Annotated in this window: 24 protein-coding genes; 13 read left to right on the top strand and 11 right to left on the bottom strand. The window is 48.9% G+C overall.

The window, feature by feature from the left end; genetic code table 11:
• The first annotated feature begins 13 nt into the window (after window positions 1–13).
• Window positions 14–781 (top strand): alpha/beta fold hydrolase, encoded by a 768-nt coding sequence (locus ABD846_RS01330; protein ID WP_344821891.1) that lies wholly within the window; start codon window positions 14–16, stop codon window positions 779–781.
• A gap of 77 nt (window positions 782–858) precedes the next feature.
• Window positions 859–1521 carry a CBS domain-containing protein gene (locus tag ABD846_RS01325; RefSeq protein WP_344821889.1) on the top strand — a complete coding sequence of 221 codons (663 nt, stop codon included), beginning with the start codon at window positions 859–861 and terminating at the stop codon, window positions 1519–1521.
• A 74-nt stretch (window positions 1522–1595) separates the two neighbouring features.
• On the opposite strand, the gene ABD846_RS01320 is transcribed toward ABD846_RS01325, so the two are convergent.
• A complete protein-coding gene (locus ABD846_RS01320) occupies window positions 1596–1766 on the bottom strand; it encodes a phosphatidate cytidylyltransferase (RefSeq protein ID WP_344821887.1) in 171 nt (56 codons plus the stop codon).
• Window positions 1767–1976: 210 nt separating this feature from the next.
• On the opposite strand from ABD846_RS01320, the gene ABD846_RS01315 reads away from it, so the two are divergent.
• The 3 genes from ABD846_RS01315 (at window position 1977) to ABD846_RS01305 (ending at window position 6889) form a co-directional block, all read left to right on the top strand.
• Entirely contained in the window at window positions 1977–4352 is a 2376-nt protein-coding gene (locus tag ABD846_RS01315; protein WP_344821885.1) for a sodium-translocating pyrophosphatase, read from the top strand.
• Window positions 4353–4417: 65 nt separating this feature from the next.
• Window positions 4418–5188: a TIGR02757 family protein gene (locus ABD846_RS01310; protein ID WP_344821883.1), complete on the top strand. Its 771-nt coding sequence runs from the start codon at window positions 4418–4420 to the stop codon at window positions 5186–5188.
• Window positions 5189–5434: 246 nt separating this feature from the next.
• Entirely contained in the window at window positions 5435–6889 is a 1455-nt protein-coding gene (locus tag ABD846_RS01305) for a T9SS type A sorting domain-containing protein (RefSeq protein WP_344821881.1), read from the top strand.
• 89 nt (window positions 6890–6978) lie between these two features.
• Here ABD846_RS01305 and ABD846_RS01300 read toward each other — a convergent pair whose 3' ends face one another.
• Together ABD846_RS01300 and ABD846_RS01295 are read right to left on the bottom strand one after the other, a co-directional pair.
• Window positions 6979–7950 carry a tetratricopeptide repeat protein gene (locus tag ABD846_RS01300; RefSeq protein WP_344821879.1) on the bottom strand — a complete coding sequence of 324 codons (972 nt, stop codon included), beginning with the start codon at window positions 7948–7950 and terminating at the stop codon, window positions 6979–6981.
• 155 nt (window positions 7951–8105) lie between these two features.
• Window positions 8106–9080: a GlxA family transcriptional regulator gene (locus ABD846_RS01295; protein ID WP_344821877.1), complete on the bottom strand. Its 975-nt coding sequence runs from the start codon at window positions 9078–9080 to the stop codon at window positions 8106–8108.
• A 115-nt stretch (window positions 9081–9195) separates the two neighbouring features.
• Here ABD846_RS01295 and ABD846_RS01290 point away from each other — a divergent pair, with 115 nt between their 5' ends.
• Entirely contained in the window at window positions 9196–9522 is a 327-nt protein-coding gene (locus ABD846_RS01290; RefSeq protein WP_344821875.1) for a VOC family protein, read from the top strand.
• 142 nt (window positions 9523–9664) lie between these two features.
• On the opposite strand, the gene ABD846_RS01285 is transcribed toward ABD846_RS01290, so the two are convergent.
• On the bottom strand, window positions 9665–10717 hold the full coding sequence (locus tag ABD846_RS01285) for an agmatinase family protein (protein WP_344821873.1): 1053 nt from the start codon (window positions 10715–10717) through the stop codon (window positions 9665–9667).
• Between the two features lie 152 nt (window positions 10718–10869).
• On the opposite strand from ABD846_RS01285, the gene ABD846_RS01280 reads away from it, so the two are divergent.
• The 4 genes from ABD846_RS01280 (at window position 10870) to ABD846_RS01265 (ending at window position 15502) form a co-directional block, all read left to right on the top strand.
• Window positions 10870–11265: a cytochrome c maturation protein CcmE domain-containing protein gene (locus tag ABD846_RS01280; protein ID WP_344821871.1), complete on the top strand. Its 396-nt coding sequence runs from the start codon at window positions 10870–10872 to the stop codon at window positions 11263–11265.
• A gap of 20 nt (window positions 11266–11285) precedes the next feature.
• Window positions 11286–13760, top strand: coding sequence for a cytochrome c biogenesis protein CcsA (gene ccsA, locus ABD846_RS01275; RefSeq protein ID WP_344821869.1), 2475 nt, complete (start codon window positions 11286–11288; stop codon window positions 13758–13760).
• A gap of 206 nt (window positions 13761–13966) precedes the next feature.
• Window positions 13967–14674, top strand: a complete 708-nt coding sequence (locus tag ABD846_RS01270; RefSeq protein ID WP_344821867.1) for an SIMPL domain-containing protein — start codon at window positions 13967–13969, stop codon at window positions 14672–14674.
• A 102-nt stretch (window positions 14675–14776) separates the two neighbouring features.
• A complete protein-coding gene (locus tag ABD846_RS01265) occupies window positions 14777–15502 on the top strand; it encodes a CPBP family intramembrane glutamic endopeptidase (RefSeq protein ID WP_344821864.1) in 726 nt (241 codons plus the stop codon).
• Window positions 15503–15514: 12 nt separating this feature from the next.
• On the opposite strand, the gene ABD846_RS01260 is transcribed toward ABD846_RS01265, so the two are convergent.
• From ABD846_RS01260 to dcd, 7 genes are all read right to left on the bottom strand, one after another.
• Entirely contained in the window at window positions 15515–16570 is a 1056-nt protein-coding gene (locus tag ABD846_RS01260; protein WP_344821862.1) for a sensor histidine kinase, read from the bottom strand.
• A gap of 13 nt (window positions 16571–16583) precedes the next feature.
• Window positions 16584–17273, bottom strand: coding sequence for a response regulator transcription factor (locus ABD846_RS01255; protein ID WP_344821860.1), 690 nt, complete (start codon window positions 17271–17273; stop codon window positions 16584–16586).
• A 98-nt stretch (window positions 17274–17371) separates the two neighbouring features.
• Window positions 17372–17752, bottom strand: a complete 381-nt coding sequence (locus tag ABD846_RS01250; RefSeq protein ID WP_344821858.1) for a c-type cytochrome — start codon at window positions 17750–17752, stop codon at window positions 17372–17374.
• 76 nt (window positions 17753–17828) lie between these two features.
• On the bottom strand, window positions 17829–19019 hold the full coding sequence (gene lepB / locus ABD846_RS01245; protein ID WP_344821856.1) for a signal peptidase I: 1191 nt from the start codon (window positions 19017–19019) through the stop codon (window positions 17829–17831).
• Window positions 19020–19107: 88 nt separating this feature from the next.
• Window positions 19108–19731: a hypothetical protein gene (locus tag ABD846_RS01240; RefSeq protein ID WP_344821854.1), complete on the bottom strand. Its 624-nt coding sequence runs from the start codon at window positions 19729–19731 to the stop codon at window positions 19108–19110.
• Between the two features lie 15 nt (window positions 19732–19746).
• Window positions 19747–22437: a methionine synthase gene (metH, locus tag ABD846_RS01235; RefSeq protein WP_344821852.1), complete on the bottom strand. Its 2691-nt coding sequence runs from the start codon at window positions 22435–22437 to the stop codon at window positions 19747–19749.
• Between the two features lie 81 nt (window positions 22438–22518).
• Complete coding sequence (dcd, locus tag ABD846_RS01230) at window positions 22519–23055, bottom strand: dCTP deaminase (RefSeq protein ID WP_344821850.1); 537 nt, start codon at window positions 23053–23055, stop codon at window positions 22519–22521.
• Between the two features lie 144 nt (window positions 23056–23199).
• Here dcd and ABD846_RS01225 point away from each other — a divergent pair, with 144 nt between their 5' ends.
• The 3 genes from ABD846_RS01225 to ABD846_RS01215 all read left to right on the top strand — a co-directional run bounded on the left by ABD846_RS01225 (window position 23200) and on the right by ABD846_RS01215 (window position 24671).
• Complete coding sequence (locus ABD846_RS01225) at window positions 23200–23925, top strand: pyridoxine 5'-phosphate synthase (protein WP_344821848.1); 726 nt, start codon at window positions 23200–23202, stop codon at window positions 23923–23925.
• Complete coding sequence (locus ABD846_RS01220; protein ID WP_344821846.1) at window positions 23926–24222, top strand: helix-turn-helix domain-containing protein; 297 nt, start codon at window positions 23926–23928, stop codon at window positions 24220–24222.
• Window positions 24223–24377: 155 nt separating this feature from the next.
• Window positions 24378–24671: a hypothetical protein gene (locus ABD846_RS01215; protein WP_344821844.1), complete on the top strand. Its 294-nt coding sequence runs from the start codon at window positions 24378–24380 to the stop codon at window positions 24669–24671.
• The last annotated feature ends 100 nt before the right edge of the window (window positions 24672–24771 follow it).

Below are 24771 nucleotides of genomic sequence, written 5' to 3'. Positions count from 1 at the left end.
CAATTTGAAGTTGATGGAATACGAAATCAAAACGCTTGGGAAATTCCGGTATGTTGAAGAGGGCGAAGGCGAACCATTGGTGTTGCTTCATGGCCTTTTTGGCGCCTTAAGCAATTTCATGGATTTGGTGGACCATTTTAAGAAGACACACAAGGTTATCATTCCCATTCTGCCTTTATACGATCTGTCGTTGCTGGAAACTTCGGTTTCCGGACTGCAGCGGCACTTTACCAAATTCGTCGAAGCGAAAGGACTGAAAAAAATGCACTTGCTCGGAAATTCTCTGGGCGGTCATATTGCGCTGGTGTATACGCTCAAGCACCAGGATATGCTGAGCAGCCTGATACTTACGGGCAGCTCGGGTCTGTTTGAAAACGGAATGGGCGAAACATATCCGAAACGCGGCGATTACGAATTCATCCGCAAGAAAACAGAGCTTACATTTTACGATCCGAAGATTGCCACGAAAGAGCTTGTGGATGAAGTGTACGGTATCGTGAACAACCGTCTGAAAGTTATCAAGATCATAGCGCTGGCCAAATCGGCCATACGCCACAATCTCGGGGAAGAACTCCGGGAGATCACAGTGCCTACCTGCCTGATATGGGGACAGAATGATACGATCACTCCGCCGATGGTGGCTGAGGAATTCCATAAGCTGTTACCTGCATCAGAACTGCATTGGATCGACAAGTGCGGGCATGCTGCGATGATGGAAGTTCCGGGCGAGTTCAATGTGATTCTGACCGATTTCCTGAGCAGGCATAAAAATCCTGCATAGCATCATATACGATTACTATACGCAGTGCGTTAAACTAAAAGAGCGTTTGACTCATCTAATCCGCAAACCCTCACTTTATGCTGCTTAATAAATTGCTTTCGTCAGAGGTTCCCGTTATCAGTGGTTCGGATGACATGGAATATATCAAATCCCTTTTCTTCGCATCGGAGCTGAAACAACTGCCGGTGGTGGAATCTGGTCGCTATCTCGGACTGCTGGAACTGGAAGAACTGCAGGAGCATGAAGATGATCCGGTGGAAATGAACCCGCATCTGTACGAGCATTTCCGTCCCGCCATCTCGATTCTCGCCCACCCTTTCGAAGCGATACGCGTCCTCCATCAGCACGAGCTGTCTGTTCTTCCGGTTCTGTTCGAAGACGGAGAATATGCAGGGTGCGTCACTAAAGACACTTTGCTGAAATACCTGATAGACAGCATCAGCACCGAAGTAAGCGGAGGTATCATCGTGCTCGAAATGGACACGCGCGATTACAGCCTTGCACAGATCGCTAGAATCTGCGAAAATGAGCAGGTGATGATCCTCGGCGTTCATGCAGTAACGAACCCCGGAACTGCAAAACTCGAAGTGACGATAAAAACCAACAGCCTCGACCTCGCAGGCGTGGTTCAGGCGCTTGAACGTTTTGAATACACCGTGATGGATACATTCGGCGACCGTAAGATCGAAAACGATATTATGGATCGCTACAAATTACTGATGAACTACCTCAACATGTAGTAACAAAAATACCGGGCTCTGTCGGACAGAGTCAGAGGCAAAAGCTACCGGCATAAGCGGTAGCTTTTATTTTTTTATTTTCCGGAACGGCCAAACAGGGCGGCCACAATTACAATCAGCACTACAACAATCAATACCCCTACCCATACTCCGGTTTTGAAAATTCCTCCGATCACTTCGCATGAAGAGAAGCCGGCAAGCGCAGCCAGCAGTAAAACGTTTAAAAATATAATGTGCTTTTTCATAGTGTAAAGCTCCTTTTGCGCGCTTACAACTTCGTTACAGAAATTTTATACAGGTCTTATATATTACCCATTTGGTGCGCGGTTTACAGCGTATATATCTACTGAGCGAAACTATTGTGCAGACAGCTTACAGATTTATATTTTCCTCTTGGATTTTCTTGGTAAAGCGGCTACATTTGTCCGTCTTATTTTTTAACAATTTTATAAATTATGCACTCATTATTCTACCTGGTACCAGTCTTCGGGATAGTCGCATTATTATTCACGTTCATCAAAAGTGCGTGGGTAACGAAGCAAAGCGACGGCGGAGACCGCATGCGTGAAATTTCCAAGTACATCGCAGAAGGGGCAATGGCCTTCCTGAAAGCAGAGTACAAAATCCTGTCCTATTTCGTGATCATTGCGGCCATTCTGCTTGGCATTATGGGGTCCAGCAATGAAAAGTCGCACTGGTCTATTGCACTGGCATTTGTGATTGGTGCGGTATTCAGCGCGCTTGCGGGCTTTATCGGAATGCGTATCGCAACCAAGTCGAACGTGCGTACGGCGGAAGCCGCTAAAACAAGTCTGAGCAAAGCACTGAAGGTTTCCTTCACCGGCGGTTCTGTAATGGGTATGGGCGTTGCGGGTCTGGCAGTACTCGGACTCGGTTCTTTATTTATTATCCTGAAAACAATTTTCGCTCCTGAGGCCGGTGTCGATTCCGTAGAAATGGAGCGTACGATTGAGATCCTTACCGGATTCTCTTTGGGTGCGGAAAGCATTGCCTTGTTTGCCCGTGTGGGCGGTGGTATCTACACCAAAGCTGCGGACGTAGGTGCTGACCTGGTAGGAAAAGTAGAGGCAGGCATTCCGGAAGATGATCCGCGTAATCCGGCCACCATCGCAGATAACGTAGGAGACAATGTGGGAGACGTAGCCGGTATGGGCGCGGATCTGTTCGGTTCTTATGTGGCAACGGTACTGGCAACAATGGTACTGGGTCGTGAAACCACTTCCATGGATAACTTCGGCGGAATGGCGCCTATCCTGCTTCCGATGCTGATTGCAGGTCTGGGTATCATTTTCTCTATGGTGGGTACCTGGTTCGTGCGTATCTCGGATACTGCGGGCATCAATACTGCACCGGTGCAGAGAGCACTTAATATGGGCAACTGGGGATCAATCGTGCTTACTGCGGTATCTTCTGTTTTCCTTGTAAAATACCTGATGCCGGAATCGATGACGCTGCGCGGACATGAGTTTACGCAGAACGGTGTGATCGGCGCTATCATGGTCGGTCTGGCTGTAGGTACCCTGATGAGCATCATCACAGAATATTATACCGCGATGGGCAAGCGCCCGGTAATGAGCATCATCCGTCAGTCTTCGACAGGTCATGCCACGAACATCATCGGCGGACTTTCCGTAGGTATGGAATCCACATTCCTTCCGATCCTCGTACTTGCTGCGGGCATTTTCGGTTCTTATATCTGTGCCGGTCTTTACGGAGTGGCTATTGCCGCTGCGGGTATGATGGCTACTACTGCTATGCAACTGGCGATCGATGCGTTCGGGCCTATCGCAGATAACGCGGGGGGTATTGCCGAAATGAGTGAATTGCCGGCCGAGGTTCGAGAAAGAACCGACGTACTCGATGCTGTGGGTAACACAACCGCTGCAACCGGTAAAGGTTTTGCGATCGCCTCTGCTGCGCTTACTTCCCTGGCGCTGTTTGCGGCATTCGTTGGTATTGCCAAGATCGATGGCATTGACATTTATCGTGCAGATGTACTTGCCGGTTTATTTGTCGGTGGCATGATCCCCTTCATCTTCTCTTCTCTGGCGATCACTGCAGTAGGTAAAGCGGCAATGGCCATGGTGGAAGAAGTACGTCGCCAGTTCCGTGAGATCCCGGGTATTATGGAAGGAACGGGCAAACCTGAATATGAGAAATGTGTGGCGATTTCCACAGAAGCGTCCATCAAAAAAATGATGCTGCCCGGAGCGATTGCTATCGTCTCTCCGCTGATCATCGGCTTTGTCTTCGGACCTGAAGTACTGGGAGGATTTCTGGCAGGTGCCACCGTAAGTGGTGTACTGATGGGTATGTTCCAGAACAATGCCGGAGGCGCCTGGGATAACGCGAAAAAATCTTTTGAAAAAGGTGTGGATATCAACGGACAGATTTACTATAAAAAATCCGAACCACACAAAGCTTCCGTAACCGGTGATACGGTTGGAGATCCGTTTAAAGATACATCCGGTCCGTCCATGAACATCCTGATCAAACTGATGTCTATCGTTGCGCTGGTAATTGCACCCACCCTTGCCACGCTGCATAAAGACAGCATCCGCATGCACCAGCAGGAGAAAAAAGCAATGCTGGAACAACTCATCAGCGGCGAAGCATCTGCAAAGCCTGCCTGTTGTGAGGGAAGCACCGCTACAGACTGCTGTAAAGAAGAGAATGGCGTGGTGACCTGCAGCGGTGGTGCAGATTGTCCCTGTCCCAACTGCACTGAGAAAGAAAATACCGGCGCTCCGGCCATCGAAGCTACGCCTGCATCAGGCACCAATGCTCCGGCTCCCGCCCCTGCACAATAAACACCTTTAAAAAACACACAATCAAGTCCTGTCCGGGTTTACCTTTGGACAGGACTTTGTGTTTTATGGAAGATTCATTACGGCTGCTGCTGGAGGCCAAAGCGAAACAATACAACCAGCCCGGATTTATTCAGAAAGACCCTGTAAGTGTTCCGCGCCGCTTTCAGCACAAGCAGGATATAGAAATCGCCGCTCTTTTTGCGGCTGTGCTGGCATGGGGTAACCGCACCGCTATCATCAACAGCAGCAATCGTATAATGGACTGGATGGACAATGCCCCGCATGCGTTTATCCTGCATCACAATGCTGCAGATCTCAAACCTATGCTGCAGTTCGCGCACCGTACGTTTAACGCAACCGACCTGTTATACTTTATCCTTTTCCTGCGCCATCACTATACGCATCATGAAAGTCTGGAGGCTGCATTTGTACCAGCCGCCCGTTACCGCGAAACCGATACCGGTCCGGCCCTGATTCATTTCCATAATTACTTCTTCAGCCTGGAGCACCCCGAGCGCACGCGCAAGCACATTGCTACTCCTCAACGGCAATCCGCCTGCAAACGCATCAATATGTTCCTGCGCTGGATGGTACGGCAGGACGATCAGGGTGTGGACTTCGGACTCTGGAAAAAGATAAAACCGGCGCAACTGGTATGCCCGCTGGACGTGCATGTGGCGCAGGTGGCTTTCCGGTTCGGATTGTTGCCCGATACAAAATCAAACTGGAAGAATGCGGTTGCGCTTACGGAGCAACTCCGGAGTATCAACGAAGCAGATCCCTGCCTCTATGATTTTGCTTTGTTCGGACTGGGCGCAGAGGAGCGTTTCCGGTAAATACGTGCCAGCTCATCATAATAAATATAAAAAATACTTAAATATTAAATACACCTACTCCGAAGCCAACGCTAACGGGGCCTCCGGCGTCTTTAGAAACGGGCCGTGAATTGCATGATTTTTTTTAAATTTTAAAAAATATTACTAACAAACAGGTCACTACCTGCGTCTCTGTAAGATGTATTCATAAAAAACGATTCTGAAAACTCAAAAATCCACCTTTTTAATCCTGAAAAAAGTTTACCCATGAGCAAGCAAACATTCTGGGCCGCATGCATCCTGTTGCTGGCCGCATTTCTTTCAGCCGGGCATAGTTATGCCGGTTGTAAACTGCCTGGAGGATGGACACAAATAGACAGTTGTCCTGTATTTCAATTCGAGGGCAATAAACCTTTAGACAGTTCCGGTAAGCCCTATACCGACAGTTGCCTTAAATATACCTGGAATTTTGGCGACAGCGCTACTGCATCAGGCCGGATCGTTACGCATACTTATACCAAAAACGGCACCTACTATGTGTGCCTGAAAATTCAGGACTTATGCCGTGGGTGCGACACTACTATCTGCAAAACCGTCACAGTCTCCTGCTATTACCCTACCAAGTGTAAAATGCCGCGCGGATGGTCGCAGATAGACAGTTGTCCTTTCTACCATTTTGAAGGCAACAACCCGCTTGATTCCTCCGGTAAACCATACACCAACCCCTGCCTGAAATATACCTGGAACTTCGGGGATGGTTATACGGCCAGCGGGCGCATCGCATCTCATACGTACTCCACGGGCGGCACTTACAACGTATGTATGACCGTCCTGGACACCTGTAAAGGCTGCGACACGATCATCTGCAAGAAAGTATATGTGAGCTGTATCAGTTCCGGATGTACACTGCCTGTGGGCTGGTCATCGTCCGACAGCTGTGGTCATTTCTCCTTTGAAGGAAAAAATCCGGTGGACTCCAGCGGAAAACCGTACACGGATTCGTGCCTGCAATACACCTGGACCTTCGGGGATGGCACTTCCGGAACAGGCCGTCTTATTACCCACACTTATACCGCAACCGGCACTTATATTGTCTGCCTTAAAGTAAAAAATCTATGCTTCGGCTGTGATACCACCATCTGCAAAAAAGTTTCGGTAACGTGTGTCAGTGCACCCAAAGCCTGCAATTTACCGGACGGATGGTCCTCTAAATCTGACTCCTGCAGCAACTGGACATTTGAAGGACATCGTCCGCTGGATGCAAGCGGAAAACCTTACACCGACAGCTGCCTCGTATACTTGTGGTCGTTCGGCGATTCCAGTGTGGCTACCGGACGTGTGGTAAGTCACCATTATGCAACAGTGGGTAAATACACGGTTTGCCTGCGCATTATCGATACCTGCCGTGGTTGCGATACCATGATCTGCAATTCCGTGGGTATCCCCTGCTACAGCCCCGCCCTTACAACGGATATCCAATCTGTTTCCGGTGAAGCAAGCACTCTGAGCGTATTCCCGAATCCTGCCAATGGCAACTTTACGATCCGCAGTGCAGGCCGGCAGCAGTACCGCGTGTTTGATGCGTTCGGAAGGATGGTGATGAGTGGTCAGTTTACGGACAGGATCAGCCTGTCGGCTTCAGAGCTCAGCACAGGAGTGTACAGCGTTCAATGTATCAGTAACGATCAGGTACAGCAGACAAGACTCGTAATTACGAGGTAGGAAGCAATACAGTATCAATGCAAACAGGCCCGGAACCACTGTTCCGGGCCTGTTTTGCATTATCATATTTACTTGTAAATGCGGTGACCTTATCTGTTTACAACTCTTCCGGTTTTGAAAAAGTTTGTCCATTTACGTTTCTGTTCGGGTCTGATTGAGGATTGCTTCACTGCTCTGAAGTTTGTGTATAAGGCTGTTTTGCCCTGTGTGATATACCAAAGTTGTGATTCGGGCGTATTATCCTCTTTGAAACCAGGCGATTCAATCATAAAAATGATCCAGGGATAAGTAACATGCTCGTCTTTCTCAATAAAAGTAAGCTTTGCGTTGGGTGCATGCTGCTTTGCCTGATCAAACATCATCGTCATTGCCTGATCCATTGGAATATTCTTTGCACCTTTAATGGACATCATGGTTCCCATTTCGGTCCAGGACTCCAGCGTTTCGTCAGCATGAATTATTTCGACCAAAGCTATTTTCTCATTTTCCTGACTATTCCCGACTTTCCAGTTTTCGTTATCGGGCCAGTCTAGCATTAATGATTCAACAGACAATTGCGTATTATCGCAATATTGAGAAATATATTTGTCCGCTTGTTTATCTCCGATTTGTTTTGCCTTATTAAAGTCGTCGCAGGCACCCTCTTTATTGCCGGATTGCGCCCTGATTTGTCCGCGAAGCGTTAACGCATTCGGAGTGGACGGATCCAGATCAATTGTCTTGTCCAGATCAGCCAATGCATTTACATATTTTTCCTGACTCACCGATACCGAAGCCCGGCCATAATAGGCCTTTTCAAAATCAGGATCCAGTTCGATAGCCTTGCTGAAGTCTGCTGTTGCAGATTGAAAATCCTTAACGGCGAGCTCACAGTTACCCCGGTTATAGTAGGCATCCCTATTTGCTTTATCCTCTTTTATCGCCAGATCGTATTCTTTAATGGCCCCTTTAAAGTCTTGGTGTTTGTGCTTCTCTATTCCGCGCTGAAGATAATCCTGAGAATTCTGTCCAAACGTCTTCAACGAGCATAGGATCGCAACCGGCAGTAATATTTTTTTCATTTTCATTGATCGATAAGGGCGAGACCAAATATACATCGTACACGCATCACGGGGACATCCAAATTTTTAAGCGCCCGGCGGCAGACGGTTTGCAATTATCCTTTCCCGTTACGACATAGCTCCCTGCCTTATTCAGCAGAAAATCACTGACTGCCTTACAGAGTTCGGGCCGCATACTTTCTACGGTATTCCGTCGGAGTCAGGTCTGTGTACTTTTTAAAGACTTTTCTGAATGAATCTACATCGTTATAGCCCGTTTCATAAACAATTTCATTCACGGTTTTTCTTCCTGCTTCGAGGTGCTTTTTAGCGAATTCCACTTTGACCCGTTGAATGTAGGTTACGATCGAGTTTCCCGTACATTTCCGGAACCGTCGTTCAAAGGTGCGCCTTCCAACATTGACCATCCGGCAAAGGTCTTCGAGTGTATATACGTCCGTTGGGTGACTTTCTATCCGGTTTTGTACCTGCAATACCGCTTCATCTCCATGGTTCTTTTGCCCGATAAATATTGCATAGGGATTCTGGCTTTTACGCTCTATATCGATCTCGAACATTTTGGATGCGAGTATCGAGATTTCCCTGCCGCAATGCTTTTCGAAAATGTACAGTATCAGATTCAGGTAGGCGTAGCTGCCGCCGCAGGTATAAATGCCGCCTTCGTCGGTTATAATCGCATCATCGATAACATTCACGTTTGGAAACATCGCGGCAAACTCATTCCTGGCCGCCCAGTGAACAGCGCACTTGCGTCCGTCCAGAAGCCCGATCGAAGCCAGATAAAAAGAGCCCACGCACAGGCACACAATTTCTGCGCCTCCCCTGTATTGGTCGATAAGCCAATCTGTATATGGTTCATTTTCGCGGATCGCTGTTTGAAAATTGCCGCACAGTAAGGGCAACACAATCACATCGGTTTTCCTGAGATTCTGAATTGTCTTATCTGAGCTAATGGTGTATAGTCCGCCGGAAAGTTTCGTCTGTTCTGTAAGGCCCACCACCTCAATATCATAGAAGACGGGCTTCCCCTGATATCTCATAAAGTCGTTTACCCGGCTGAACAACTGATACGCGCTGTCGATACTTGTCAGTGTACCGTCGTGAAGCGGCAAAATGGACACATGTTTCATCTGCGGAAGTTACAACATCCGGCTGTCGCAAACAGCCGGTGGTATTGTCGCTTCCGCCCGCCTGTTCACAGACTTACCCTGAATACCTTTGCGTGGTAACCATAAAAAGACACATATGAAATCGGTAGAAATTATCATGATACCTGTTGCGGACAGGCAAAAAGCAAAAGAGTTTTACCTGAGCCTCGGCTTTGAAGTGCTTGTGGAAGCACCCGGCGCACATGGTGACACCTGGATACAGATGGGACTTCCCGGCTGTGATACAACGATTTCACTGGCAAGCTTTCAGGGGATCATCTGTGCTACAGACAATATTGCAGAAGCGGTAAGAGACTTTGAACAAAAAGGGATTGCTATGGGCAAGATCGATGAAACTCCCTGGGGGAAATTTGCATGGTTTAAAGACCCGGACGGGAACAGCTTTTGTCTTCACCAAAAATAGCCGGGCTGTCCGTGTAACATTTCTTCTCCGGACAGCAGTTCCGAAGTACCGGAACTTTGAGCGTCAGTTGAAGGCTGCACCCTATTGCGCAAACAAAAAGCCGCCCCGGACAACAGGGCGGCTTTCTTTTATAAAATCTATTTTAACGGTCTTTACTCGCCACTAAATAGTTACACATTTTATACAGCACACGCGCACCTATGATCGCATCGATGCCATCCGTGGTATGCTCGCCGCAGGATACTTCGTTGAGATCGAAGCCGATGATCTTACGACCGCTCTGGTGTACTTTTTTAAACAGGTAAAATACCTGCTCCAGTTCAAAACCACCCGGAACCGGCGTTCCCGTATCCGGGCACAGTTTCGGATCCAGTCCGTCGATATCAAAGCTGATATATACTTTCTGTGGCAGGGCAGCAACGATCTCGTCGCAGATAGTCTTCCAGGTCTCTCCTTCATACTGCCGCGCTTTAATATCCGCATCGAAGAAAGTCCTGATGCGGTCGCTGTTATCGTCGATGACCGCCACTTCCTCATCACAATAATCGCGGATACCCACCTGTACGAGTTTTTTCATCTGGGGTACTTCTTTCAGCACGTTGAACATGATTGATGCATGTGAATAGGTAAATCCTTCGTATGCATCACGCAGATCGGCATGCGCATCGATCTGCAGGATACCGAACTCCTCGTGCTGATCGGCCACCGCACGGATCAATCCGAGCGGAGTACTGTGGTCGCCCCCTACCAGGGCCACAAGCTTTCCTTCTTTCAGGAGGTTTGCCGACATTTCATACACCCAGTCGCACATCATCCTGGTACCTTCATTCACTTCTTTCCGCTTACCGGCGAGCTGATTGTTACAGTTCACATCGCCGCCCTCAGAAAGACAGGAGATAATGAGCTCTGCACACTGACGCAGGTAATTGCTTTTCTTACGGATATTCCGGTCTTCCGGGAGCATGTAATACCCCTGCTTCCAGGCATCCTTCACATCAGCATCGTACAAGTCTACCTGCAGCGACTCTTTAAAAATGTTTTCGGGACCCCGGGCGGTACCATTACGGTAGGAAACCGTTACTTCCCAGGGTACAGGCAGCAGTACGAGTGCGGCATCATCAATTGAAAAAGGAAGGCCAAAAATATTATTGGTCTTCAGTCCCACAGAATTGGGGTCGAATTTGGACAGGTCCACAGATAATATATTTTTTTTAGCAATGACCCTTACGGGCGAAGTGCAAAATTAAAACTAAAATCAATCCCACAATAGAAACGATTAACTTTGCGAAGCCTTAAAAAAGGTAATTTTGTGAACATCAGGGACATCCGTTCCGCACACCATTTTTTATGAAAAAGACACACATCGCCCTGCTGATCCTTGTGGCGGCTGCCGTTTGCCTTATTGTCGTTATGTTCGGCGATTTCAGTACTTACGAAACCTTTGGCACCGCAGCACAAAACCCTGAAAAACAACTGTATGTAATCGGTGTTCTGGAAGGCGACCGCAAAATTCAATATGATCCGCAGATCGATCCGAACCATTGCAGCTTTATGGTGAAGGACAAATCGGGTGAAGTGCGTAAAGTGATCTTTAACGGTGAGAAGCCCAGGGATATTGAAAAATCGGAGCAAATTGTCATGCGTGGAAAGATGGAAGGCGATGCATTCCGTTGCAACCAGATACAGATGAAATGCCCGAGCAAGTATAAGAACGATCAGATCGCCACGGGTAACGCTTCCTAATTTCACTTAAACACAAGCTTTTGCAGACACAATATATCGGAGAACACCTGCTGCCCGGCCAATGGGGGCATTTGTTCGTGGTTCTTTCTTTTGTAGCGTCCCTGTTGAGTATGTTCGCGTACTTTTCAGCCGCCCGCACCGAATCGAAAGATCCGGTAGCCAGCCAACGCTGGATGAGCCTGGCAAGGAACAGCTTCATCATTCATACAGCATCCATTATCGCGATATTCATCACGCTGTATTATATCATTACGCATCATCTGTTTGAATACCATTACGCTTACGCGCACTCCGATAAAAGTCTGCCCTCAAAATACCTGCTTTCCTGCTTCTGGGAAGGCCAGCAGGGAAGTTTCCTGCTCTGGTCGTTCTGGCACAGCATGCTGGGCATCGTAGTGATGTTCTCGGCTAAGGGATTGGAAAGCCGCACGATGACGGTTATTGCACTGGTGCAGGCCTGCCTTGCCACAACGGTATTGGGTATTTACCTGCCCGGGGATATACAGATCGGCACTTCTCCTTTCCTGCTGCTGCGTCATCAGATGCAGGCGGCTCCTATATTCCAGCAGGCCAATTACCTGAGCCTGATACAGGACGGGAATGGGTTGAATGTACTGTTGCAGAACTACTGGATGGTGATCCATCCCCCTGTATTGTTCCTGGGCTTTGCCTCCACGCTGATCCCTTTTGCATTCGCGATTGCCGCTTTATGGAAAGGGGAATATCAATCGTTTGTAAAGCCGACGCTTACCTGGTCTCTGTTTTCCGGTGCTGTGCTCGGAACGGGTATCATGATGGGAGGAGCATGGGCGTATGAATCCCTAAACTTCGGCGGTTACTGGGCATGGGATCCCGTGGAGAACGCGTCGCTGGTTCCCTGGCTGATCATGGTGGCTGCACTGCATACGATATTAGTGTACCGCTCCACCGGCCGCAGCCTGAAGATCACGTTCCTGTTTTATATTCTTTGCTATGTGGCTATCTGGTATTCCACTTTCCTTACGCGTACCGGCGTGCTCGGCGACACTTCGGTGCATGCGTTTACAGGTGAGGGAAAATCGCTTTACTGGCAACTGCTTATTTTCATTGCCTTGATCGGTTTGCCGGGAATCATCCTGCTGATCCGCAGAGGCAAAACAATACCGACCGTAAAAACGGAAGAGCAGTTATGGACACGTGAATTCTGGATGTTCATCGGCTCTTTCCTGTTGCTGCTGTCTTCCATTCAGATCAGCATTTCCACGTCAATACCTATATGGGCACCGCTGGCCAAAAAAATAACCGGCAAGGATATAGCCCCCCCTGTAGACCCTGTTGCACATTACAACAATATCCAGATATGGGTGGCGATACTCATTGCGCTGCTCTGCGGAGGCGTCTTATATCTTAAGTACAGACAAACACAACTCAGCAAAATCGCCGGCCGTATGGGTGTTGTGGCGCTGGTAGCTGCAGTACTCACCACAGTGATTGCATGGAGTATGCAGATCAGCGGCTGGCAGTTCATTGTGTTACTGTCCACCACTTGTTTCTGTCTTACCGCAACGGTTTTCTATGCGTTCGGCATGCAAAAATCTTTCAGGAAAATGGGTCCGTCGCTGTCGCATTTCGGTTTTGCCGTATTGTTGCTCGGTATCCTGATCACGGGTCGCAAGAAAGAAATCATTTCGCTGAACACACTTGGTTCGTTCCTGCCGCTGGGCAAAACAGACATGCGTGAAGCAGCTAAAGAAAGTCGCGAAAACGTGATGCTCTATGAAGGTGTTCCGGTAGCGATGGGCGACTATTGGGCCATCTATCAGGGAGATTCCACCTCTACGAGCGATCCCCGCGTATTCTACAAAGTACGTTACGAACGGCGCGACTCTGCCACCAATAAATTGCTGGAAGCTTTCACGCTCTACCCGGATGTATTCATGAACCCGAAAGGGCAGCAGGGACTCTCCCCCAACCCGGATTCAAAACATTATATCAACCGCGACATCTTTACCTATGTAAGCTCCGTAAGCAGTAAACCTAACGAGGCGCTAAACCAGCAGGATACGTTCCGCAGCTTCCGTCTGCGCCGGGGAGATACGGTGTATCTGAGTAATGCATTTGTGGTATTCCGTGATTTCAATACGCATGTTTCGGATCCGAGATACAAGTCACAGACGGGCGATGTAAGTGTGGCCGCTGTAGTGGATGTGTATAACCTGGAAGGTTTGTTGCAGACCGCACAGCCGGTCTATTATATCCGCGGCCAGGCAGAACATTTCATTGATGATACCCTGTCGAACAGCATCGGTAAGGTAATCCGTCTGGGAAAAATCATCCCCGAAGAAGAAAAAGCAGAGCTGAAAATACTGGATGTTACAGATGCCAAGCGCTGGATCGTACTGAAGGCGATCGTATTCCCGCATATCAATCTGGTGTGGGCAGGAACGATCATCATGGTACTCGGCTTCCTGCTCAGTATGGCCAGAGCGCGTAGTAAACGTAAGGAATCTGCATAAACGTGAAAACGTTATCCATTGTATAGCATTGCGTCCTGCCTCTGAGGCGGGACGTTTTTTTAGCGCGTTACCCCAAATGAGCGAAGCCGCATATCAGCCGCAGCAGTCTGTTTGCAATCGGTATCAAATAAGGCAAAGACATCTTGTGATTTTCTCACGAATACCGGAACTTCGTATCCTCACATTCACCCCACAAAATAAAAACTATGAAGCATTTACTGACGATGGTACTATTGTGTACCGGCACACTGACATTCGCGCAAACAAGAACGGTGGAGCAGTTGGAACCGCCTTATGTTGAAGTAACCGGAACCGCGGAAAAAGAAGTTGTACCGGATGAGATCTACATCAGTATTCGCCTGCAGGAGGAATACAACAAGAATAAAGTTACTATTGAAGAACAGGAAGCGAAGCTCAAAAGTTCGTTGCAATCACTGGGCATCGATTTGTCTAACCTGTATCTGTCAGATGCAAACGCCGACTATGTAAAAGTACGCTGGGCGAAAAAAGATGTGCTGACTGCGAAAGATTATACGCTAAAAGTGAGCAGCGCGGCGGCTGTGGGACAGGTATTCCCGGAACTGGACAGATTGCAGATCAAAGACGCGTCGATAGCGCGCGTTGACTATTCCAAAATGGACAGTTTGAAAAAAGCCATAAAGATAGAAGCCATAAAAGCGGCGAAAGACAAGGCCGACTACCTGCTGCGTGCAGTGGGCGAGCAGGTGGGCAAACCACTTATCGTTAAGGAAAACGACTACTACCCCGGCGTTATGCTGGCGAATGTGGTCATGAACAAGCGCGAGTCTGAACCGAACAGCGACGGCATGACGCGTTCAGAGGACAGCAGCGAAATCCAATTTCAGAAAATGAAGATACAGGCCAGTATGCTTGTCCGGTTTTCCATCAAATAATCATAGCTGAAGCGCGGTTATCGTTAATCAAAGGTCCTGCCGGCGTTACGGATCAGGAGCAGATCATCGCACGCTGAAAACAATCAGTATTAAGCCCTTTCCATGAACGCACACAAATCCGCTCCCGCAATAAACCTGCTGAAGATTTTATTGTTTTATGCAACCGTTCTTACCGCAACGTATTTCGCCAGGAAGCTTCCCAACCTGCTGGAGCTGCTGTTGGGGCAGGTGACAGATGTACAATTTCCGTTTAATTACAATCACGGCCTTGTAACGGCAGCAGTTGCACTGTTGTTTTATCGTTACGGCGGTATAAGGCAACAGATCACGTTGCTGGGTGATCGGCCAGTCCGGAGCCTGTTATTTCCGCTGGTGCTGCTGGGCTGCTATACTGTTTACGGTATCTCCAACCATCACGGTATGAACCGGCATGTATGGGCCTTCCTGTTCTGTTCGCTTGCCCTCGTCTACAATATTATGGAAGAGTATGCCTGGCGGGGCTATCTGATCGACAGTCTGGGGCGTACAAACTACGTAGTGAAAAGTATTGTCTCCGGGGTGCTATGGAGTTTCTGGCACCTGCTGGTATTCCGCAGCTTCGATCAGTACGGAGGTTTCTGGATTTTCTTCGCCCTGTGCATCGTATTCTCGTTTATACTGAGCTTCGCGGCAGAACGTACGAAGTCCGTACTTGTGGCCGCCAGTATCCATGCTTTTATCGTTCAGATCAATATAGTAGCGTTGGTGTGCATCGCTCTGTTCGCGCTGCTGTTGCTGGGCTGGAACAAGCAACTGTTCCGGGTGAGCGGGAAACGCAAACGCTTCTGATGCGTAAATGCATTATCCCCTTCGCTCCAATGTAAAGCCGAATGAAGATCCCACACCGAGTTTGGAACGGACGTTGATCGTCTGACCATGAGCATCGATAATATGCTTCACGATCGCGAGTCCGAGGCCCGTCCCGCCTATGGCGCTGTTACGGCTTCTGTCGGCACGGTAAAAACGTTCGAAGATGCGGGGTAAATGTTCTTCAGCGATACCTGGTCCGTCGTCAGATACTTCCACATATACGCGGTTATCGTCCAACTGATAAAATCCTACCGATACTGTACCACCTTCATTCCCGTATTTGATTGCATTCTCAATCAGGTTCACCAATGCCTGGCGGATCTTCCCTTTGTCGGCAAACACCTTCAATGCTCCTTCCGTGCCCTTCTTAAACTCCAGCTTCATATGCCGCGACTGTGTCTTGAGTGAGAACTCCTCGAAAATATCCTTTGCGAGGTCCTGGATCACAAAAGCTTCGGGTGTGAGCGGCATACGCCCGGATTCCAGCTTGGAAATCTCATCGACATCGTCTACCAGTCGCACGAGCCGGTCGATACTTTTGGCCGCATTGGAAAGAAACTTTTTACTTACGGCAGCATCGTCTATTGCGCCGTTCAGCAATGTCTCCACATAACCCTGTATGGTAAAAATCGGTGTGCGGAGCTCATGCGACAGGTTCATCAGGAATTCTTTCCGGAATTCTTCATTCATCTGCAACGATTCTACCTCATCACGTTTCTGCTTTGCCCATTGCTGCACATCGGCGCTTACCTCTTCGATGGATTTCTGCGGCAGGATATTGGAATAGAAAAATTCCTCGCGCTTGGTGGCTTTGGTCTGATAAATGAACTTATAGATGAGCTTGATCTTGCGGTACACGAACCGTTCCACCGTATAGTAGTACAAGGCAAATACCACAACAAAAGCGCCGAGCGTAATGAGCCCGGCGTCTTTGACATCTTTGGTGGCAATAAAGGTAATCAGCGCCATGAGCAGCGCCACCAGCATAGCGGTGACGAATGCAAGCAGACGCAGTGAAACATTTTTCCCGGCAAGTAATGAAGACATATACCGGATAAAATTATTCCATTTCGAACTTATATCCTACTCCCTTCACGGTAGTAATAAAATCGACGCCGGCTTTCTGGCGGATCTTACGGATGTGTACGTCAATCGTACGGTCGCCCACGATCACTTCGGTACCCCACACACGTTGTAAGATTTCATTGCGGAGGAATACTCTTCCCGGCTTGGATGCCAGCAGCGAGAGTAATTCGAATTCCTTTTTGGCCAATACAATATCCTGGCCTTTATAGGTGACAGTGAATTTTGTTTTGTTGATCTCCAGGTCGCCCAGCGTGATCTTTTCTTCCGCTTCACGGTCTTTCTTCATACGGCGCAGCACCGCGCTTACGCGTGTTGCCAGCAATTCAGGCTTTATCGGCTTGGTGATGTAATCATCCGCGCCAGTCTGCAACCCCGTGATTTCAGATTTTTCATCTCTCAGCGCGGTAAGGAAGATAACCGGTGTTTCCTCAAAATCCGGCATGATCCTGAGCTCACGCAGCGTGGTGAGACCGTCCTTTACAGGCATCATCATATCCAGCAGAATGAGATCCGGTCGGAACGTCTTCGCTTTGCGAATGGCTTCCGAGCCATTGTTGGCGGTCTCTATGAGATAGCCTTTGTTCTTAAGATTGTAGCTAATAAATTCGATGATGTCCGGTTCATCATCTACAATCAGAATTTTTTCCGGTAATTCCTGCATCATATCAGGTTGCAATGTTACCACCGAGTTTTCATTTTAAAGGTTAGTCTACGATTATGTAATTATTAAGCCTGTATTACCGAAATATTAACTGCTCTAAGTTACTGCAAATATGCCGTTACGGCGTCGAGTTCTTCGGGCGACAATCCTTCAAAAGAAGGCATTACAGATTGGTTCCATTTGGCATACAGCTCATTTGCATAGGGATCGCCTGTTTTGATAAAGGCCTGCGAGTTGCGGATGAACGACTTCAGGCGTGTGCTGTCATTATTCCATCGGGCCACCACTCCCTGCAGGGCGGGACCGATCTTATTTTCTTTAAAATCGTGGCACATCGCGCATTTCTCCGCAAATATGGCTTCGCCGGACACACCTTTTGCATCGGCACCGCCAGCCTGAGGTGCTTCGGACGAACCGCCGCAGGAAAGGACCAGTAGTGCAATACTCAGGGTGCTGAGCACAATGGTTGTTCTGAGTTTCATGTTTCGAAATTATCCCCAAAAATAAAGCGCCTTACACAATGTAAGGCGCTTTTCTGGTCAGTAACTATATATTTCGCTATTTACTCAGGGAACTTACGCTGCGCAGCAGTCGTTTCCAGCGCAGATGCAGCAGGCTTCCCTCGTAACTCAGCCACACGAATGAAGCTTTCCCCACAATATGATCTTCCGGCACAAAACCGAAGTAGCGGGAATCCGCAGACTCGTGGCGGTTGTCACCCATCATCCAGTAGTAATCCATTTTAAACGTATACGTATTCGTCTCCTTGCCGTTGATAAAGAATCTGCCACCCCTGTCTTCAAAAGCATTCCCTTCATAGTTGAAGATCACACGACGGTATAAGGCGATATTCTCCGGAGTAAGCGTAACGGTCGCTCCTTTTGCAGGAATAACGATGGGGCCGAAATTATCCCGGTTCCACTTAAAGTGTTCCACATCTTTAGGGAAGATATTGAGTTCATACGCACTCGGAGCAGCCACATCAGGCTCTACCGATACCACGCTTGCGTTACCGCGAACCAGGTCTACCTTATCGAAAGGAATGTTCAGGCGGTATTTATTGCCTGCCGCTTCGCGGAGCGAAATGCCATTCTCATCCAGGAAATCGCTGGACAAGCCTAATCCTTTCGTAGTAACGATGTAGTGCATCTGCGAATGTGGGAACACTTCAGCCGGCTTGTCATTCAGGTACAATTGCCCGTTTACGATCTGTACTTTATCGCCGGGTATTGCCACGCAGCGTTTGATGTAATTCTCTTTTTTGTCTACCGGACGTGTGATGATCGTGTAGGTGGATTTCACTGCAGCGCTGCCTCCTTCTGCCAGACAGATATCGTAATAATCCTCGTTAGGTCGTTCCGCCACCACAGTGTCACCATCGGGGAAGTTGAATACCACTACGTCGTTACGTTTTACGTTGCCGAAACCGGGAAGACGTTTGTAATTCCAGTGTACGGCTTCTGTGTAGGACTTACCACCCGTAAGCGGCATGGTGTTATGAACAAGCGGAAATGCCAGGGGTGTGTTCGGCACACGAGGCCCGTATGCCGTCTTGGAGACGAAGAGGAAATCGTTGATCAGCATACTTCCTTCCATGGACCCGGTGGGAATGGTGTATGCTTCAATGAAGAACGTGCGGATGATCGTCGCGGCAACAATCGCGAAAAGAGCGGCATCGAACCATTCTCTCCAGACCGGCTTTTTCTTTTTGTTAGGGTCTTTTTTCTTTTTCCAGAAAGCTAATTGCATATAAAATTATTTTCCTCGTAAACTCAAATGTACAGACTTTCAGTATCTGTGTCGGTATAGAATCGGTAATATGTCGGTTGAACGCATTTTAGTGCAGATAAAGCAGTGCGCCGATCTGGGCAGACAGTCCGAGGGCAAAGCCTATCCACAGCTCCTTCCAGCTGTGGGCGCCCAACGATCTGCGGGCCCAGAACACCAGTATTGCGGCGGCGGATACGAGCGCTAATGCGAGCGGAAGGAAGGAGGCCTTCAGGATACACAATACCAGAACAAAGCCCAGTGCGGAGCCCACGCCGGACGTATGCATCGATATCTTAAAGAAAATCGTGCACATGAACACAGCGATGATACCCCAGAAATTACCGAGCAACAGAATCCTGGCAGCTTCAGGCGCATGCACATTCTTTGCTACCAGATAGGGCCAGAAATAAAACACCATCACCCCTATAAGCGGGATCACGCGCTCCTTTACATCCTTCAGCAGTATACTTTTGATGAACCCGAGGCCTTTCAGCAAGGCCAGCAGCAACAACGGGAACATGATCGTATTGATCACCATCATGCCCAGCCAGCCGGTCAGTTGCTTTTGCGGAATGCCGGAAAAATATTCCGGTGCCACCTGATACATCAGCAGGCAACAGTACAGGGGCATAAACACCGGGTGCAGCAGCACCGAGAGCGCATTGGCCAGGAAACGTAAGGGAGTTGCCATTGTTTGTGTCATTTGTTATTCTTCTAAGTTAGCGGAAAGCCATTGCTGCACCTGCTCTACCGGCATATTTTTACGGCGTGCATAATCGGCTACCTGGTCCGGCAGTATCTTACCCACACCGAAATAAATACTCTGGGGATGACTGAAGTACCAGCCACATACAGACGCAGCAGGACTCATCGCGAGCGATTCCGTGAGTGTGATACCTGCATGCTCCGTTGCCCCGAGCAAATCGAACAATTTCAGCTTTTCGGTATGGTCCGGGCAAGCCGGATAGCCCGGAGCGGGGCGTATACCGCGGTATGTCTCTTTGATCAGTTCTTCAGCGCTCAGCGCCTCTTCCGGAACGTAGCCCCAGAACTCGCGGCGTGTGCGCAGATGCAGCACTTCTGCAAAGGCCTCGGCGAGCCTGTCGGCCAATGCCTGCAGCATAATTTTACTGTAATCGTCGTGCGCTGCATTGAACCGTGGTATATGCGGCTCTATGCCATGAATGCTTACCGCAAACGCACCTATATGATCGTCCTTACCACTGGTGGCAGGAGCAATGAAATCGCTGAGTGAGAACTGTGGCTGCCCCGCAGCTTTCTTAATCTGCTGACGCAGGCTTTCCAGGCGCAACGGTTTCCCGTCTGCGTCCTTCTCATCCGCAAGCTCGATGGTGTCCGGAGCAATGGCAGCCGCTTTCCAGAAACCCACCACACCCCTGGCCGTAAGCCATTGTTCGCTGATGATGGTGTCCAGCATGCGCTGCGCATCTTCAAACAGCCGCGTAGCTTCTGCTCCCTGGCGTTCGTCGCTCAGTATCTGCGGATATTTTCCGCGCATTTCCCAGGTAATGAAGAAAGGCGTCCAGTCGATATACCGGCGGATTTCATTCAGGTCATATGCGTCGAAGACGCGGGTGCCGGTAAACGAAGGCTGTGGCGGCGTATATCCTTCCCAGTCGATCTCCATTGTCTGCCGTTGCGCATCGGCAAAGGGCAGGTATTCTTTCACACCTCTTTTTGCGGCGAAATCTGCCCGCAGTTTTTCATAATCTGTTTTTACCTCGCTGAGGAACACCGGTTTCGTTTCTTCGTTAAGGAGGTTACCTGCCACGGTCACGGAGCGGCTCGCATCGAGCACATACACCACCCCGTTGTCGTATTGTTCCGCAATCTTCACAGCCGTATGCGTGCGGGAAGTGGTGGCACCGCCTATCAGCAGAGGTTGCTGCATATTGCGGCGTTTCATTTCGCGCGCCACATGCACCATTTCGTCCAGAGACGGAGTAATCAGCCCACTCAATCCGATAATATCCACATTGAGTTCGCGGGCTTTATCCAGTATTTTATCTGCAGGCACCATCACGCCGAGATCAATGATCTCATAACCGTTACATGCAAGCACTACGCCCACGATGTTCTTTCCGATATCGTGCACATCACCTTTTACGGTTGCGAGTAATATCTTCGGAGCGCCGCCCTCCCCGGCATTCGGGTTATCCAGCTTTTCCTGCTCAATGAACGGCGTGAGCCAGGCCACGCTCTTCTTCATTACACGCGCACTTTTCACCACCTGCGGCAGGAACATTTTCCCGGAACCGAACAGGTCTCCCACTACATTCATACCGTCCATCAACGGACCTTCGATCACATGCAGGGGACGCGGGTACTTCAGGCGCGCTTCTTCCGTATCCTGATCTATATAATCGGTGATACCATTTACCAGGGCATGCCTGAGCCTTTCCTCCACAGAAGAATGGCGCCAGGTTTCGTCCTTTACAGATTCTTTCGCAACGGCCTTTACCGTTTCAGCGAATGTCACCAGCCGTTCCGTTGCATCGGGCCGGCGGTTCAGCACCACATCCTCGCACAATTCACGCAGCTCGGGCTCTATCTGGTCGTATATCTGCAACTGACCCGCATTGACAATACCCATGTCCATACCCGCCTTGATGGCATGCAGCAGGAACACACTATGGATCGCTTCGCGCACATGGTCATTACCACGGAACGAGAAGGACACATTACTTACTCCTCCGCTCACTTTACACAGCGGCATTTTTTGCTTCACGATACGCGTGGCTTCGATAAAATCGACTGCGTAATTATTATGTTCTTCAATACCTGTCGCAATCGCGAAGATGTTCAGGTCGAAAATAATATCCTGCGGATCGAACCCAGCCTTTCCGGTGAGCAGCCCGTAAGCGCGTTCACAGATGTTCACCCGGCGTTCCAGAGTATCGGCCTGACCATCCTCGTCAAACGCCATTACGATCACCGCAGCTCCGAAGGAACGGCAGATACGCGCCTGTTGCAGAAATTTCGCTTCTCCTTCTTTCAGTGAAATAGAATTCACGATGCACTTACCCTGTACACATTTCAGACCGGCCTCAATGATCTCGAATTTAGACGAGTCGATCATGATCGGTATACGGGCGATGTCCGGTTCGCTCTGAAGCAGATTCAGGTAGGTGGTCATTGCCTGAACACCGTCGAGCAAGGCATCATCCATATTCACGTCCAGCACCTGGGCGCCGCCTTCCACCTGCTGCCGGGCAACAGAAAGCGCTTCTTCGTATTGATTTTCTTTAATAAGCCGTGCAAACTTCCTCGACCCGGTGACGTTGGTTCGTTCACCGACATTGACAAAGTTCGTCTCGGGGCGCAGCACGAGCGGCTCCAGGCCGCTCAGGCGCAGGAATGGATGAATTACAGACATGTTGGTTTGTATATACATTCAATGCTTGCTGCATTCCGGCAACAAGCATTGAGGTTACTTTATTAAACAGTATCGGTCGCCTTAGAACTTGTTCTTCCACATCATGCTCTCTACAGGGCGGATGGTGCGGTCGTTGTACTTGGCGTTTTGCTTTGTATTGTATTTGTTGATGATCTCACCATCCACAGGGAAGTAGATCAGCTGTCCGATGGGCATACCCGCATATACGCGCACGGGGTGCACACAGGATATCTCGAGTGTCCAGGTGTTACAAAAGCCTACATCACCCTTTCCGGCCGTAGCATGTATATCGATACCCAGACGCCCTGTGGAAGATTTCCCTTCAAGGAACGGCACATGCGCGTGGGTTTCAGTGTACTCTTCAGTAACTCCGAGATACAGCACACCCGGCTGCAGTACAAAGCCCTCTTCCGGTATATCGAAATGATCGATTTCGTTGTGCTTCTTTGCATCCAGCTCTTTGTCCCTGTAGGTAGCCAGATGCTTTCCGAGATGCACATCGTAGGAGTTGGTCCCGAGGAAGCTGCGATCGAAAGGCTGGATAACGATTGTGCCTTTTTCGATCTCCTCCAGGATCCTTTTATCAGAAAGTATCATAATAGTTTGCGAAAGATTGCGCAAATATACAGCCGGCACGCCTTAACTCAAGGCGCGGCGACTGCTGATTTTAGAAAAATATTAAAGCGTCGCGGTTTCCGGCCGTTCCGCTATTCCTGCCTATTTCAATACCTTTGTTGCGTTATGACGAAGCTTTCGGTAAACATCAACAAAATAGCCACCCTGCGCAACAGCCGCGGCGGCAACAACCCCAGCGTGTTACAGGCTGCAATTGATTGTCAGCAGTTTGGGGCAGACGGCATCACTGTTCACCCCCGTCCGGATGAGCGGCATATCCGCTACAGCGACGTCCGCGAAATGCGCTCTTATATCACCACAGAGCTGAACATCGAAGGAAATCCGACGGAAGATAAATTTGTGCAGCTGGTGCTCGAGACCAGGCCACATCAGGTTACGCTGGTTCCGGATGCATTGGATCAGCTTACCTCTAACCATGGATGGGACACGATCAGACATGTTACCTACCTGCGCGACATCGTCGGTGTATTCAAACAGGCGGGTATCCGGGTGTCGATTTTTGTAGATCCGGACCCGAAACTGGCGGCAGCAGCGGCTGATACCGGAACCGACCGCGTGGAACTGTATACCGAACATTACGCACAGCATTTTGCAGCCGATCCGCACGAAGCGATAAAAAACTATGTGCAGGCAGCGGGTGCAGCGGCAGATCAGGGACTCGCTCTGAATGCGGGCCATGATCTGGATCTTAAAAATCTGCGCTTTTTCGCCGAACATATTCCGGGACTGGCGGAAGTATCGATCGGCCATGCCCTGATCTCCGATGCCCTGTACTATGGTCTGCACAATACCATACAGATGTACCAGCGTTGTCTCAAACCTTTAGCATAAATGGCCAAACGCAAGCAACTGACCTTTGAGGAATTACTGGACCGTGAACTCGGAAGAGAGGGTACGGAAGGCAGGCAGGCTTTCGAGATGAAGGCCCGGTTGTTCGAGCTCAGTGAGATGATCAAGTCGGCGAGAAAGGAAGCGGGGATGACACAGCAACAACTTGCCGATAAAATCGGAAGTCAGAAAAGCTATATTTCGAGAATAGAGAACGGAGATTGCGACCTGCGCTACTCCACCCTTATACGCATCTTTGAAGATGCATTCGGCAAGAGCCTGAATATTGTGGCGGAATAAGCAACTTGGCTATATTCAATTACTCAACCCAAATCAACTATTTAATTTAGCGCTTAAAACCTAGCAGTACATTTGTCTTTTTTCTTCAGATTTTTGATACCCCCGTCGACTACTTAGCAAATATTAGTTTTAACCTCACAAATAATTTTCACTCTATGGAAGAAAAGCAATTTGATTTTACATTCAGTTTTTTAGGAACGGGCTACGAAGCGCGCTGTACAATAAGAGCCGGAAAGACAAAAGAAAATCATGAAGAATTGAAGTATTATGTAGACTTTGACGATTTGGAAGATTCCGGATTCTTTTTAGAAAATGAGCACCTGCTTAGCTATGATACAGTAAGAAAAATTTTAGTTTTCTCTGCTGTGCAGCCGTCGGAATTTGAGTTCGTCAATGCCATTACATCCGCAATAATAACGCTCGAGTTTCTAAACCCTTTAAATCAATAAATTAACTCTTTCACTTCATGAAAGATATCATGCATTTTTTTAGAGAAACGGATCTTAAAGGATGGCTGAGTATAGCAGCTATTATTATTTCTCTAGTGAA

This window comes from Rurimicrobium arvi (genome assembly GCF_039540495.1).
In the GTDB taxonomy this organism is placed as follows: Bacteria; Bacteroidota; Bacteroidia; order Chitinophagales; family Chitinophagaceae; genus Rurimicrobium; species Rurimicrobium arvi.
This window is presented reverse-complemented; position numbering and strand designations above follow the sequence as displayed.

Coding starts and splice junctions, on each gene's coding strand:
- ABD846_RS01330 (WP_344821891.1), top strand. CDS start 14: ATGGAATACGAAATCAAAACGCTTGGGAAATTCCGGTATGTTGAAGAG.
- ABD846_RS01325 (WP_344821889.1), top strand. CDS start 859: ATGCTGCTTAATAAATTGCTTTCGTCAGAGGTTCCCGTTATCAGTGGT.
- ABD846_RS01320 (WP_344821887.1), bottom strand. CDS start 1,766: ATGAAAAAGCACATTATATTTTTAAACGTTTTACTGCTGGCTGCGCTT.
- ABD846_RS01315 (WP_344821885.1), top strand. CDS start 1,977: ATGCACTCATTATTCTACCTGGTACCAGTCTTCGGGATAGTCGCATTA.
- ABD846_RS01310 (WP_344821883.1), top strand. CDS start 4,418: ATGGAAGATTCATTACGGCTGCTGCTGGAGGCCAAAGCGAAACAATAC.
- ABD846_RS01305 (WP_344821881.1), top strand. CDS start 5,435: ATGAGCAAGCAAACATTCTGGGCCGCATGCATCCTGTTGCTGGCCGCA.
- ABD846_RS01300 (WP_344821879.1), bottom strand. CDS start 7,950: ATGAAAAAAATATTACTGCCGGTTGCGATCCTATGCTCGTTGAAGACG.
- ABD846_RS01295 (WP_344821877.1), bottom strand. CDS start 9,080: ATGAAACATGTGTCCATTTTGCCGCTTCACGACGGTACACTGACAAGT.
- ABD846_RS01290 (WP_344821875.1), top strand. CDS start 9,196: ATGAAATCGGTAGAAATTATCATGATACCTGTTGCGGACAGGCAAAAA.
- ABD846_RS01280 (WP_344821871.1), top strand. CDS start 10,870: ATGAAAAAGACACACATCGCCCTGCTGATCCTTGTGGCGGCTGCCGTT.
- ABD846_RS01270 (WP_344821867.1), top strand. CDS start 13,967: ATGAAGCATTTACTGACGATGGTACTATTGTGTACCGGCACACTGACA.
- ABD846_RS01265 (WP_344821864.1), top strand. CDS start 14,777: ATGAACGCACACAAATCCGCTCCCGCAATAAACCTGCTGAAGATTTTA.
- ABD846_RS01260 (WP_344821862.1), bottom strand. CDS start 16,570: ATGTCTTCATTACTTGCCGGGAAAAATGTTTCACTGCGTCTGCTTGCA.
- ABD846_RS01255 (WP_344821860.1), bottom strand. CDS start 17,273: ATGATGCAGGAATTACCGGAAAAAATTCTGATTGTAGATGATGAACCG.
- ABD846_RS01250 (WP_344821858.1), bottom strand. CDS start 17,752: ATGAAACTCAGAACAACCATTGTGCTCAGCACCCTGAGTATTGCACTA.
- lepB (WP_344821856.1), bottom strand. CDS start 19,019: ATGCAATTAGCTTTCTGGAAAAAGAAAAAAGACCCTAACAAAAAGAAA.
- ABD846_RS01240 (WP_344821854.1), bottom strand. CDS start 19,731: ATGGCAACTCCCTTACGTTTCCTGGCCAATGCGCTCTCGGTGCTGCTG.
- metH (WP_344821852.1), bottom strand. CDS start 22,437: ATGTCTGTAATTCATCCATTCCTGCGCCTGAGCGGCCTGGAGCCGCTC.
- dcd (WP_344821850.1), bottom strand. CDS start 23,055: ATGATACTTTCTGATAAAAGGATCCTGGAGGAGATCGAAAAAGGCACA.
- ABD846_RS01225 (WP_344821848.1), top strand. CDS start 23,200: ATGACGAAGCTTTCGGTAAACATCAACAAAATAGCCACCCTGCGCAAC.
- ABD846_RS01220 (WP_344821846.1), top strand. CDS start 23,926: ATGGCCAAACGCAAGCAACTGACCTTTGAGGAATTACTGGACCGTGAA.
- ABD846_RS01215 (WP_344821844.1), top strand. CDS start 24,378: ATGGAAGAAAAGCAATTTGATTTTACATTCAGTTTTTTAGGAACGGGC.